Annotated in this window: 11 protein-coding genes; 7 read left to right on the plus strand and 4 right to left on the minus strand. The window is 71.0% G+C overall.

What is annotated here, in order from left to right; translation table 11 throughout:
• Positions 1 to 138 precede the first annotated feature (138 nt).
• Positions 139 to 1,524 (plus strand): LLM class flavin-dependent oxidoreductase, encoded by a 1,386-nt coding sequence (locus V6S02_RS09540; RefSeq protein ID WP_336400645.1) that lies wholly within the window; start codon positions 139 to 141, stop codon positions 1,522 to 1,524.
• A gap of 30 nt (positions 1,525 to 1,554) precedes the next feature.
• Here the strand turns inward: V6S02_RS09540 and V6S02_RS09545 are convergent, their stop codons facing one another.
• Positions 1,555 to 2,832, minus strand: coding sequence for an ATP-binding protein (locus V6S02_RS09545; protein ID WP_336400646.1), 1,278 nt, complete (start codon positions 2,830 to 2,832; stop codon positions 1,555 to 1,557).
• Between the two features lie 179 nt (positions 2,833 to 3,011).
• Here V6S02_RS09545 and V6S02_RS09550 point away from each other — a divergent pair, with 179 nt between their 5' ends.
• The 6 genes from V6S02_RS09550 (at position 3,012) to V6S02_RS09575 (ending at position 7,316) form a co-directional block, all read left to right on the plus strand.
• Entirely contained in the window at positions 3,012 to 4,661 is a 1,650-nt protein-coding gene (locus V6S02_RS09550; protein WP_336400647.1) for a sulfatase-like hydrolase/transferase, read from the plus strand.
• A 48-nt stretch (positions 4,662 to 4,709) separates the two neighbouring features.
• Entirely contained in the window at positions 4,710 to 5,492 is a 783-nt protein-coding gene (locus V6S02_RS09555; RefSeq protein ID WP_124293747.1) for an isocitrate lyase/PEP mutase family protein, read from the plus strand.
• A 19-nt stretch (positions 5,493 to 5,511) separates the two neighbouring features.
• Positions 5,512 to 5,943 carry an SRPBCC family protein gene (locus V6S02_RS09560; RefSeq protein WP_124293748.1) on the plus strand — a complete coding sequence of 144 codons (432 nt, stop codon included), beginning with the start codon at positions 5,512 to 5,514 and terminating at the stop codon, positions 5,941 to 5,943.
• A 61-nt stretch (positions 5,944 to 6,004) separates the two neighbouring features.
• A complete protein-coding gene (locus V6S02_RS09565; protein WP_336400648.1) occupies positions 6,005 to 6,175 on the plus strand; it encodes a hypothetical protein in 171 nt (56 codons plus the stop codon).
• Positions 6,176 to 6,221: 46 nt separating this feature from the next.
• Positions 6,222 to 6,947, plus strand: a complete 726-nt coding sequence (locus V6S02_RS09570; protein ID WP_336400649.1) for a VIT1/CCC1 transporter family protein — start codon at positions 6,222 to 6,224, stop codon at positions 6,945 to 6,947.
• A gap of 105 nt (positions 6,948 to 7,052) precedes the next feature.
• Positions 7,053 to 7,316 carry a hypothetical protein gene (locus V6S02_RS09575; RefSeq protein WP_336400650.1) on the plus strand — a complete coding sequence of 88 codons (264 nt, stop codon included), beginning with the start codon at positions 7,053 to 7,055 and terminating at the stop codon, positions 7,314 to 7,316.
• Positions 7,317 to 7,332: 16 nt separating this feature from the next.
• Here V6S02_RS09575 and V6S02_RS09580 read toward each other — a convergent pair whose 3' ends face one another.
• The 3 genes from V6S02_RS09580 to V6S02_RS09590 are packed head-to-tail and all read right to left on the minus strand — an operon-like array spanning position 7,333 to position 13,046.
• A complete protein-coding gene (locus V6S02_RS09580) occupies positions 7,333 to 10,743 on the minus strand; it encodes an error-prone DNA polymerase (RefSeq protein WP_336400817.1) in 3,411 nt (1,136 codons plus the stop codon).
• Between the two features lie 21 nt (positions 10,744 to 10,764).
• Entirely contained in the window at positions 10,765 to 12,333 is a 1,569-nt protein-coding gene (locus V6S02_RS09585) for a DNA polymerase Y family protein (protein WP_336400651.1), read from the minus strand.
• A complete protein-coding gene (locus tag V6S02_RS09590) occupies positions 12,333 to 13,046 on the minus strand; it encodes a hypothetical protein (protein ID WP_336400652.1) in 714 nt (237 codons plus the stop codon). The genes V6S02_RS09585 and V6S02_RS09590 overlap by 1 nt, the downstream gene beginning before the upstream one ends.
• Positions 13,047 to 13,066: the final 20 nt, after the last annotated feature.

Below are 13,066 nucleotides of genomic sequence, written 5' to 3' on the forward strand. Positions count from 1 at the left end.
GATAAAGGCGTTGCGCAGTCGGTTCCCTCGGGCGTCGAGCGACAGAGCGAGGCGCCGGCGCCCCCGCCGTCACCCCGCTGTGTGACGCTCGATGACGGCCGGTTCGGCCACCGCAGGCTAGGTCCCGATGCTGGAGACATGAGCAAGCAGATCCGGTTCAACGCCTTCGACATGAACTGCGTCGCGCACCAGTCATCCGGCATGTGGCGTCATCCCGACGATCAGTCCGCCCGGTACAAAGACCTGTCGTACTGGACCGACCTCGCCCGGCTTCTCGAACAGGGCACCTTCGACGGCATCTTCATCGCCGATGTGCTCGGCACCTACGACGTGTACGGCAACTCCAACGAGGCCGCGATCCGTCACGGCGCGCAGGTACCGGTGAACGACCCGATCCTGCTGGTGTCGGCCATGGCCGCCGTCACCGAGAACCTCGGATTCGGGGTGACCGCGGGCACCGCGTACGAGCACCCGTATCCGTTCGCCCGGCGCATGTCGACGCTCGACCACCTCACCAAGGGACGGGTCGGCTGGAACGTCGTCACCGGATACCTGCCGAGCGCCGCGCGGAACATGGGGCACGACGACCAGCTCGAGCACGACCAGCGCTACGACGTCGCCGACGAGTACCTCGAGGTGCTCTACAAGCTCTGGGAGGGATCTTGGGAGGATGACGCGGTGGTCCGCGACCGCGAGAGCGGCGTCTTCACCGACCCGAGCAAGGTGCACGAGATCGGCCACTACGGCACCCACTACACCGTCCCCGGCATCCACCTCAGCGAACCGTCGCCGCAGCGCACTCCCGTGATCTACCAGGCGGGAGCCTCCCCTCGCGGCATCGCGTTCGCCGCCGGCAACGCCGAGGCGATCTTCGTCGCAGCCCCCACCAAGCACGTATTGAAGGCGACCGTCGCGCGCATCCGCGACGCCCTCGAAGCTGCGGGGCGTCCGCGCGACGCCGCGAAGATCTACACCCTGCTGACGATCATCACCGATGAGACCCCCGAGAAGGCGCGGGCCAAGCACGCCGACTTTCTGCAGTACGCCAGCCCCGAGGGCGCCCTGGTGTTCATGTCGGGGTGGATGGGCGTCGACCTGTCGGAGTACGACCTCGACGACCCGATCGGCAACGTCAAGAGCAACGCCATCCAGTCGACGGTGTCGAACTTCCAGGCCGCGAACGACGACGGCGAGGAGTGGGTCGTGCGCGACATCGGCCGTCACAGTGCGATCGGAGGCCTCGGTCCGCTGATCGTGGGAGGGCCTGAAGAGATCGCCGACGAGCTGCAGGCCTGGGTCGATGAGACCGACGTCGACGGGTTCAACCTCGCCTACGCGATCACCCCCGGCACGTTCGAAGACATCGTGCAGTGGGTCATTCCCGAGCTGCGGCGCCGGGGCGTCTACCCCGAGGCGTACGAGCCCGGCACCCTGCGGCAGAAGCTGCATGGGCGCGGCGACCGGCTGCCGGAGGATCACCACGGATCGCGCTACACCGTCGGGCAGGCCGTCACCGTCGGGTAGCGGCGGCATATCGGGCGGCGCTTCCGCTCCTTACATCCGACCCACCGTCTCGATGTCTTCCAGGAAGTCGGCGGCCACCTGGGCGGAGACCGTTGCCCGCGTTCCGGCGATCGCGGTGGTGTAGTCGGCCATGAAGGGGCCCTGCGGTTCGGCTGCTCCCGAATCGACCGCGTTCTCGAGGGCGGACTGCGAGGCCTTCCGCGCGGCGAACTCGATGTCGGCGGGCGAGAATCCCTCGCTCATCGCCACCAGCTCGGCGACATCCACGCCCACCGCCGCTTCCGGGATGTACCGGCGCCAGATGGCTTCGCGTGCCATGCCATCGGGAAGCCCGATCGGAATGACGTAGTCGAATCGCCCGTGCCGGAGAAAGGCCGCGTCCAGCGACCGGATGAAGTTGGTCGCACAGATGAGGAGACGGCCAGGCTGCTCACGGAACGCGGGGATGATCTTCAGCAGCTCGTTGGTGACGCCCTGGGTCGGCGACGGCGGCTCTCCCTGCCGATGCGAAGCGATCTCTTCCACCTCATCGATGAACACCACGGCGTGCTCGAGCTCTGCGATCGACGCGAAGGTCTCGCGCAGCGCACCGGCCAGCCCGCCGGCGTGAGCGGCGAGGCGCGACGGGAAGACTTCGACGAACGACCATTCCAGTCGTGACGCGATGGCTTTGGCGAAGGTCGTCTTGCCTGTTCCGGGCGGGCCGAAGAGCACGATGGCGCGCGGCGGCACCACACCGAACCGCTCCGCGAGATCCGACTGCGCGAGCGGAAGCACGACGCGGCGCTCGAGAAGCTGTTTCTCAGCGTTCATCCCCCCGACGGCGTCCCACAGGCCACGCGGAAGGACACGTCCGCCCAGCTCGGCGAGCCGCTTAAGTTCGTTGCCCTGCACCGGGATGTGACGCTCGAGATAGTGGAGATCTTGCTTCAGCTCGAAGCCCTGCGACAGGAAGTCATCCACTTTCGTCTCGGTCGCCGGGATCAGTGCGGAGAGTTTGGAGATTCCGTGCGGAGCCATGCGGACCTCGAGCGCCGCGAGCAGCGAGGAACCGAGACCCCCTGGGCCGAATCCCGTGGCAGTGGCCAGGAAGACCACCCACCCCTGGGCGTGCGCAGCGCGCCCGACCGCTGCTCCAACGATCTGCTCCCCGGAAACGGCGACGACCGCGTGGTCCTTCGCGCACGACGCGAGAACCTCCGACAGGCCGTAGACCGCTTCGGCACCATCGCGCGAGAGCTGCTCCCAGAGGCTGAGGATGCCGTCGACATCTTCCGCGTGATAGTCACGGATGCGCCACGATGCCACGTCTTCTCCGTCCCCTCATCGGCCGAGCACAGGCGGCGTCAGTCCGCGAACCGCAGACCTGCCGTTCGCCGTGTTCGACGCGGTGGTCAGGGCACCACCTTGACACAGGAACCACCCCGTTCGGCCGGTGGGTCGATCATCCGCGCGACGAGTGCCGCGGGGTCGGGTACCGTCACGGTATGACGGCCCAGGGGGTGGCACCCACTCTCCCGGCCCGTCGTCCGCAGGCCCGGACGCGGGAGCTCGTCGTCACCGCGCTCGCCTGGGTGACGGTGTTCGGCGCTCCGCTCATCCCCGGCGCGCTCGACGCCGGTACGGGCCTCGCGGCACGGCTGCCGGTGGAGACGATCCTCGTGCTGCTGCTCGTCGTCGCCGTTCCCGTGGGCGCGTTCCGCCGGGTCGCCGCGTATGCGTTCGGGGCGGTCACGGTGCTGGCTGCGCTCGTCGCCCTGCTCGACCTGTCGTTCCGGGGAACGATCGATCGCGGATTCGCCGCCACCGAAGACTGGCGCGCCGTCGTCAACGCCTACAGGGTCGTCCAGGACGTCGTGGGTCCGTTCACCGCCGCCCTCGCGGCGCTCGTGGTCATCGGGGTCGCTGTCGCCGCAGTGTTCGTGGTCGGCCGGTGCGTGCTGCGGTGCGCACGGTCGCTGTCGCACTTCGGTGCGCGGGGACGGATGGCGGTCGCCGCCGCGGCGACGGCGTGGGTGATCCTGTCGGTCGTCGGGGCGCAGCATCCCACCGGAGCAGCTGTCGCGGCGGCGGATGTCACGAGAACCCTCTTCGGCGAAGCCGTGCAGGCGGCGGAGAGCGTCCCCGACCAGGAGGCCTTCGAACGAGCGCTCCAGGACGACTCGCTTGCCGACGCCGCTCCCGACGACCCTCTCGCCGGCCTCCGCGGCAAGGACGTCGTCATCGCCTTCGTCGAGAGCTACGGCGAGGTCGCGGTGTCGGACGCCGACGAGGTGGCGGGCATCACCCGGCTGATCGACGAGAGCGCCGAGCGGCTGACCGCGGACGGATACCGCGCCGAGAGCGCGTTCCTCACCTCCCCCACCTTCGGCGGCGTGAGCTGGCTCGCCCACGGCACGTTGCAGAGCGGCGCGTGGGTCGACACCCAGCAGAAATACGACGCGCTGCTGTCGAGTGAGCGGATGACGCTGAGCCGCCTGTTCGGCGAGGCCGGCTGGCGCACGGTCACGGTCAACCCCGCCCATACCGAGCCCTGGCCGGAGGGTGAGGCGTTCTACGGTTTCGATCGGATGCTCGACGAGCAGGAACTGACCTACGCCGGCCCCGCCTTCGGCTTCGCGCGCGTGCCCGATCAGTTCACCTGGCAGCGCTTCTTCGACGAGGAGCTCGCCGGCGACGGCGCGCCGGTCATGGCCGAGATCTCCCTCGTCTCGTCGCACACGCCGTGGACGCCGACGCCCCGGCTCGTGCCGTGGGCGGACCTCGGTGACGGCGGCCTCTTCGCCGGTCAGCTGGATGACACGGCCGCGGCGAGCTTCTGGCCCGACGAGCGGCGCACCCGCGCCGACTACGCCGAATCGATGGAGTACTCGCTCGGGGCGACCCTGTCGTTCGTCGAGACCTACGACCCCTCAGATCTTGTGCTTGTGCTGGTCGGCGACCACCAGCCTTCCCGTGTCGTCAGCGGGCCGCATGCCGACAGCGACGTGCCCGTCACGATCGTGTCGAAAGACCGCGCGGTGTTCGAGCGGATCGAGGCGTGGGGATGGGATGCCGGGTTCCGCCCGTCCGCGGATGCGCCGGTGTGGCGCATGGACGCGTTCCGCGACCGGTTCGTCGCGGCGTTCAGCGGCTGATCCCGACCTCTGCGCCGGCAGGCCCCCACCGTCGGGTAGCGTCGCGGTATGACCTCCGGTACCACCATCCAGGACAAGGCACAGACTCTTCAGACGCTCCACCAGGCACCCGAGATCCTGCGGGTGGTGAACGTCTGGGACGTCATCAGCGCCCGGACGATCGCCGACCTGCCCGAGACTCGCGCGCTCGCGACCGCCGGGCACTCGATCGCCGCGAGCCTGGGGTACCCCGACGGCGGCATGCCGCTCGACACCGCCCTCGAGGCGGCGGGGCGGATCGCACAGTCGGTCGACCTGCCGGTCAGCGCCGACCTCGACGACGGGTACGACGAGCCGGGCGAGACGGTGCGCCGCGCGATCGGGCTCGGCATCGTGGGCGCGAACGTCGAAGACCGCATGCGCCCCTTCGACGAAGCCGTCGCGCGGGTCCGTGCGATCGTGCGTGCGGCCGAGGCCGAGGGCGTGCCCTTCCAGCTGAACGCCCGCACCGACGCGCTTCTGCGCGGAGGCGATGCCCCGATCGACCAGCAGCTCGACGAGGCCATCCGGCGCGGCCGCGCGTTCCTCGACGAGGGCGCCGCGGTGGTGTTCGTCCCGGGCGCCATCGATCGTGCTCACGTCGAGCGGATCGTCGAGGGGCTGGGGCGCGGGAAGCTCTCGGTCATCGGCTTCCCCGGTGCCCTCCCGGCGAAGGAGTACGAGGAGCTCGGCGTCGCCCGCATCTCGTACGGTCCGCTCACGCAGCGGGTCGCGCTCCGCGCGCTTCGGGACCTCGGTGAGTCGCTGTACGCCGACGGGGTCATCCCCGACGACACCCCCGCGCTGAACTGACGCCGGCGCCGTTCCCGCCATGTTCACCGTCACCGAGGTCGTCGTGATCGCGCGTTCGCGCTCCGACGTGTTCGCCTATCTCACCGACGCCGGCCGGCGCCCCGAGTGGGACGAGACCGTCATCTCCGAGACGCTGACCTCGGCCGCCCCGGTCGGGGTGGGGAGCACGATCCACAGCCGGATGCGGGTCATGGGCCGCGAGGTGGAGTTCGACTGGCGCGTCACCGAGTTCGTGCCGCCGGGACGGATGGCGATCGTCAGTACGCGGGGGACGTTCCCGACATCCCTGCTGTTCGACCTGGCCGACCACGCCGCCGGAACGCGGGTCAGCGCCACGATCGACGGCGAGCCGTCGGGGATGCTGCGGCTGGTGGAGCCGATGATCGAAGACACCATCCGCTCCACCCTGGCGACCGGTCTCGGTCGCGTCGTCCGCATCCTGGAGGCGTGATCAGGCCCGTCGTCGAGACATCCTCGGGCACGGGATGACGCGGATGCGCCATCATGGAGGGGTGACCTCCCGCCTTCCCCTCCTGCTCTCCCTGGCGTCGCTCGGCATCCTGTTCCTGTCGATCGTCTTCGTCTTCCTGCTGGTGATCGGCAGCTACTTCGGCATCGTCCCCTTCACCGAGAACCACGAGTCGACCGAGGCGCTCGCCCACGCGCTCACTCTCGTCGCCTGATCGGCTCCCCCTGGCCGGGGCACGGTCCCGCCGCTAACGTCGGGACATGAGCGACGATCGGCCTTCCACGACGCATCCCGATGAACCGCACCGGCCGGGGCTCGCCCAGCGCCTCAACGGTCTGCGCGCCGGAGTTCTCGGTGCCAACGACGGCATCGTCTCCACTGCGGCGGTGGTCGTCGGTGTCGCCGGTGCCACCTCGGCTGTCGGGCCCGTCCTGCTCGCGGGCGCCGCGGCACTCGTCGGCGGCGCCGTCTCGATGGCGCTCGGCGAGTACGTGTCGGTGTCGAGTCAGCGCGACAGCGAGCACGCGCTCATCGAGAAGGAGCGTCGCGAACTCGCCACCGATCCGGACGGCGAGTTCGCCGAACTCGTGGGCCTCTACCGCGCGCAGGGGTTGAGCGAGCAGACGGCGACCGCGGTCGCGAAGGAACTGACCGAGAGCGATGCCCTCGCCGCGCACCTCTCGATCGAGTTGAACATCGATCAGAGCGACGTCGTGAGCCCCTGGTCGGCGGCCATCGCCTCGGCGGTCGCCTTCACAATCGGCGCGCTCCTCCCCCTCGCCACGATCCTCTTCGTCCCCCACCCCGCCCGCATCTGGCTCACCTTCGCGAGCGTCCTCGTCGCCCTGGCCGTCACCGGGTACGTCGCGGCATGGATCGGCGGCGCGCGACGGCTTCGCGCCGTCATCCGCACGGTCGTCGGCGGAGCCCTCGCGCTCGGCGCCACCTTCCTCATCGGCACACTGCTCGGAACCGGAGTGGCCTGACCGCTGCGGGCGGATCTTGCCACACCGGCGCCGGAAGCGAAAGGGAGCAGTCAGAACGGAGGAAAGGCGCTTCACTGGTTTCCCAGGCAGAAGGACGAGGACGCCATGCTGACCGAGTCACCGCGCACATCGCCGGAGCCGTTCGACACAGAACAGTTCGAGCTGGTGCGGCTTGCGGCAGGCGGCTGGGTCATCACCGATCTCGCCCTGCCTCACGACGATCCGGCCTGCCTCCTGGCCTACGTGCAGGAGGACGGAGCGCGATTCGAGGTCGTCTGGGTCCAGGCCCCGGTGCGGACGGGATGGTTCGACTCGCTCGAGGCGATCCTCGACGAGGCTCGCGCCCGCCGGCAGCGCCGCGTCGCCTGAGCGCGGAACGGCGCCGTCAGCGGAAGTCCCTCGACCGGTGCCCGACGCCCACGCGCAGATCTTCGAAGCGATCGGCGACGAGGTTCGTCACGCCCTCCTCCGATCTCTCGAGCATTCCCCGCACGATGAGGGCCGGGGCATCTCTGGCGACACGGCGATAGCGGTTCCACACCCCGACGGAGCAGATGACGTTGACCACGCCGTGCTCGTCCTCGAGGTTGAGGAAGGTGATGCCCGACGCCGTGGCGGGTCGCTGACGGTGGGTGACGAGCCCCGCCACCTCTACGCGCCGCCCCGGGTCGTGGGTCCGCAGCTCCTGTGAGGTGAGCACCCCGCGGGCATCCAGACCCGAGCGGAAATGCGTGAGGGGGTGGTCGTCGGTGGAGATCCCGGTCGCCCACAGGTCTGCGGCGAGGATGTCGTAGCTGGACTGATCCGGGAAGAGCGGCGGCTGCACCGCGACCATCGAGTCGGGGAGGAACTCCGCGCGGTCCTGTGCGGCGGAGCCGGCGATCCAGAGCGCCTCGCGGCGGGTGATCCCGAAGCACTCGAACGCTCCTGCGGTCGCGAGCGCCTCGAGGTGCGCCGCGCTGGCTCCTGTCCGGCGGACGAGATCCCGCATGTCGCGGAAATCGCCCCGCTGCCGTCGCTCGGTCACGATCTTCGCCGCGAGGGTCTCACCGATCCCCTTGATCGCCGCGAGCCCCAGCCGCACGGCGTGATGGCCGTCGCGCCGATGCGCCGCGGACTCATCGGGCGCCTTCGGGTCGAACACCGGCACCGGAGGCTGGTTCCGGTGCGCGCACTCGGGGCGGCCGGTGGCACCGCGCGCGTCGCCGACCGGTTCGAGCGTCGCGTGCACGTCGGAGCGGAGCAGGTCGGGGCGCTGCACCTCGACCCCGTGCCGGCGCGCATCGGCGACGAGGGTGGCGGGCGAGTAGAACCCCATCGGCTGGGCCCGCAGGAGCCCGGCGAGGAAGGCGGCGGGATAGTGCAGCTTGATCCAGGAGCTGGCGTAGACGAGGAGCCCGAACGACAGCGAGTGCGACTCGGCGAAGCCGAAGTTCGCGAAGGCCTGGATCTGACGGTAGATCGCGTCGGCATCTTCTCCGACGAGGCCGTTGCGGGCCATTCCCTCGTACAGGCGTTCGCGCAGCGACTCGATGCGCTCGACTCCCCGCTTGGAGCCCATCGCACGACGCAGCAGGTCGGCATCCTCTCCCGAGCAGTCGCCGATGGCCATCGCCATCTGCATGAGCTGCTCCTGGAAGACCGGCACCCCCAGGGTGCGCTGCAGCACGGGCGCGAGCTTGGGATGCGCGTAGGTCACCGGCTCCTGACCGAGCTTTCGACGCACGAACGGATGCACCGCCCCGCCCTGGATGGGGCCGGGGCGGATGAGGGCGATCTCCACGACGAGGTCGTAGAACCGCCGCGGCTGCAGTCGCGGGAGAAGTCCCATCTGGGCACGGGATTCCACCTGGAACACCCCGATCGAGTCGGCCCGGCAGAGCATGTCGTACACCGCCTGCTCCTCCTTGGGCAGGGTCGCCAGCTCCCACCGCTCACCGGTGGCGGTGTGGATCATGTCGAAGCAGTACTGCAGCGCGGCGAGCATCCCGAGGCCCAGCAGGTCGAACTTCACCAGCCCCATCCAGGCCGCGTCGTCCTTGTCCCACTGGATGACGGTGCGGTCCTCCATCCGGGCGTGCTCGATGGGGACGACCTCACCGACGGGGCGGTCGGTGAGCACCATCCCCCCGGAGTGGATCCCGAGGTGGCGCGGGGCCTTCAGCAGCTCGGAGGCGTACTCGATCACCTGGGCCGGGATATCGTTGTCGGGGCCCGACTCCAGCGACGCCCCCCAGCGCTCGACCTGCTTCGACCACGCGTCCTGCTGCCCGGTGGAGTAGCCGAGGGCTTTGGCGACGTCGCGGACGGCGTTCTTGGGCCGGTACTGGATGACGTTGGCCACCTGGGCGGCGCGGTCGCGGCCGTAGGTGGCGTAGACCCACTGGATGATCTCTTCGCGCCGGTCGGAGTCGAAGTCGACGTCGATGTCGGGCTCTTCGTCTCGGAGGCTGGAGAGGAAGCGTTCGAAGGGCAGCTCGTAGGCGATGGCGTCGACGGCGGTGATGTCGAGCAGGTAGCAGACCGCACTGTTGGCCGCCGACCCGCGGCCCTGACAGAGGATGCCGCGGCGCCGCGCCTCTTGCACGATGCCGTGCACGATGAGGAAGTAGCCGGGGAAGTCCTTCGTCTCGATGACCTGCAGCTCGCGCTCGATGCGGGCGCGGTTGTCGGCGGACAGGTCGGGGTACTTGCGGGGAACGGCCTCCCAGACCAAGTGCCGCAGCCACGACATCGGCGTGTGCCCCTCGGGAACCTTCTGTCGCGGCAGCGCCGGGCGCGCACGACGGAGCGGAAAGGCGAGCTCGTCGGCGAGTTCCACCGTGCGCGCCACCGCTCCGGGGTACCGGGCGAAGCGCTCGGCCATCTCGGCGCCCGAACGCAGGTGAGCCGCGGCATGGGCGGGCAGCCACCCGTCGAGCTCGTCGAGCCCTCGGCGCGCGCGGATCGCCGCGACGGCGGCCGCGAGCCGTGCCCGTTCGGGGGCGGCGTAGTGGACGTTGTTGGACGCCAGCACCGGCAGCCCACGCTCCCGGGCGAGCGCAGTGAGGATGTCGTTGTCGCGGGTGTCGGTCGGGTTGCCGTGATCCATCAGCTCGACGTTCACCGCCTCCGGGCCGAACAGGGCGACGAGGCGGTCGAGCGCCGCGGCGGCGCCCGTCGGTCCGTCGTCGGCGAGCGCCCGGCGAACGGCCCCCTTGCGGCATCCGGTGAGGATCGCCCAGTGCCCCTCCGCCCGCGCGGCCAGCTCGTCGAGATCGTAGGCGGGACGCCCCTTCTCAGACCCCGCGAGCTGGGCGCGGGTGAGGGCGGCGGCGAGGCGGTGATAGCCCTCCTCCCCCCGGGCGAGCACGAGCAGGTGCGACCCCTCGGGGTCGGGGTCACCCGCCCGCGACGGGGTGGGCGCGTGATTGACGTGACCGAGCGACAGCTCCGCCCCGAACACGGTCTTCACCTGCAGGTTCTCGGCGGCTTCGGCGAAGCGCACGATGCCGTAGAACCCGTCGTGGTCGGTGACGGCCAGGGCGTGCAGGCCGAGACGCTCGGCCTCCTCTGCCAGTTCCTCCGGCGAGGACGCGCCGTCGAGGAACGAGAACGACGAGTGCGCGTGCAGTTCGGCATACGGCACCGTCTCGGCCGGGCGCTCGATGGCGGGCGGGACGTAGGGGCCGCGCTTGTGCGACCAGGCGGGGCTGTCGCCCCCGTCGGCCCCCGCGGGGATGTTGCGCGGCCGACGCCGGTCGCTGAGGACGCGCTCGAGCTCCGACCAGGGGACGCCGGGGTTGTTGAAGCCCATCAGCGGCCCCGTCCGCATCGATCAGTCATAGCGGCCCTCGGCGATCCACGTCCCGCCCGTGCAGACCAGCAGCCAGGCGGTGCGGTCGGCGTCGACCACCTGGAACCGGTGCGCCCGGCGGCTGCGAGCGGCATCCCACGTGCGCTCCACGATCGGCCAGGGACCCGCCCACTCCCGGATCGCCCGGGGGCGCCCGGCTTCCACCAGCACCGCAGGTGTCGCCGTCATCCGGTCGCGCTCGTCGACGGCGACCGGCGCACCCTCGCCGGTGACGACGCGGACCGGCACCGGTTCGGGGAAGACGGTGCCCGGGAGGGGATCGGGGAGGCTTCCCGGCCAGGGGCGGGTGCGCTCCGCGGTCACGACGGTGCGGTCGCCCCACGGCACGAGCACCTGGCGCTCGGTGAGCCACCGCCCTCCTCCCACCTCGGCGGTCAGCACGCCGCGATGACCGAGCATCGCCTGCACGCGGGAGAGGACGTGATGGACCCGCTCGTCGGTGCCGGCGCCGAACATCGCCGGGGCGTGGTGGGAGGCTGCGTCCACCGCCTCGGGAGAGACGCGCACGAGCGCCACGCCGCTGGCCAGCACTCCCCCGCCGTCGCCCGTCGCCTCTTCGGCGAGCTGCCATCTGACCCGGTCGACGACCGCCGCCGCATCGAAGGAGTGCGGATGCAGCCACACCCGCTCGCTGCGCTCTCCGCGGTCGCCGGTGAGCTCGACCCTCAACTCGGTGCAGACGAGGTCGATCGCGCCGAGGCGCGCGATGAATTCGTCGGCCGCGATGCGCAGGGCGAACGCCACCTGCTCGGCGATCTCGAGAGGCGGTTCGAAGGCGACCTCGCGGTGGAGCTCGGGAGGAGGCACGCGCGGCTCGACGGGACGCGAATCCAGACCCGACGCCAGCCGGTGCAGCCGCATCCCCGGCTCTCCGAGGCGTTCCCGCACCCGCTCGGGGTCGAGGCGGCTGAAGTCGCCGAGCGTCTGCACCCCCAGGCGCGCCAGCAGCGCCACGACATCGGGATCGGCGAGGGCCGTGATCGGAAGCGGCGCGAGGAAGCCCGCCGCACCCCCGGTGGGAACGACCGAGACCGGATCGGAGGCGCGGGTGATGCGCGCGGCCTGTTCGGCGGTGAAGGGCCCGTCGGCGACACCCGCGCGCACGTCGGCGACGCCCTGCGCACGGACCGTGCTCACGAGGATGCGGGCGGCCTCGGTCTCGCCCCCGTAGTACCGGGCAGGTCCGCGGGCGCGCAGCGCGCACAGTCCCGGGCGGATGATCTGCACCCCCGGCGCCCGCTCCTCGAGCGCCGCGACGAGCGGCGCGAACGCCCGGTGATCGCGGGCCTCGTCGGCGTCGACCACGCGCAGTCCCGGGCACCGGGACTGCGCGTCGCGGCGACGCTGCCCGCGGCGAACCCCCTCCGCACGAGCCGTCGCCGAGCAGGCGGTGACCATCCCCCCGGCGATGACGGCCACCGGGGTATCGTCGGCCTCAGGCGCCGAGCCGGCGGCATCCCGCGCCAGCGCCGCCACCGGCCAATCCGGGAACCACAGCACGAGACTGCGCACCGGGGCGTCGGGGCGCATCAGCCGACCGCCTCGAGGCGGGGAAGAGCCGGAACCGACGCCGCCTCCGTCTCGGCGGCACCGACGACGCCATCGGCCGCGGGCAGCAGCATCCGCGCCCGCCGGGGCATCGGCCACCGCCGGCTGCGCACATCGATCGTGACCTCGCGCGCCGCCAGGTACCCGTGTCCTCTCCCCACCCCCGACCACTCCGGCTCGGCGAGGTCGAGCGAGGCCTCGGCCTGGGGCCACGGACCCTGCACCAGCAGCACCGCTGCGCGATCCCGCAGGCGCGCACCCAGCCGAGACACCTCGGCATCTGCCGCTCTGGCCGCTGGGCGCACCGCCACCACGGGGATGACCTCGGCAAGGGTCGCGGCGACCGCCAGCCACCGCGGGCCGGGATCGGGCACGAGGACGAGATGGGACAGATCCACGCCCGCGCTCTCGGCGGCTTCGACGCCGAAATCGGGCATGCCCACCACGGCGCACCAGGTGCCGTCCTGCGAGGGACCGGCCAGCAGCGCCGCCAGCAGCGAGGCGGAGCGGGTGAGCGAGTAGGCCGATCCGGTGCGCAGCCCTCCCCCGGGCAGGATGCCGGTCAACGGGGCGAGGACCGGCAGCACCGGGGCATCCATCCGGCGCCCCTGCACACGTTCGAGTTGCGCGCGGAGGCGATGCACTTCACCGCGAACCTCGTCGCGGGTCGTCTCGCTCTGCACGATCGCCCTCACCTCCACAGGGTAGAACATGT

The organism is Microbacterium sp. CCNWLW134, from assembly GCF_037083565.1.
GTDB lineage: Bacteria > Actinomycetota > Actinomycetes > Actinomycetales > Microbacteriaceae > Microbacterium.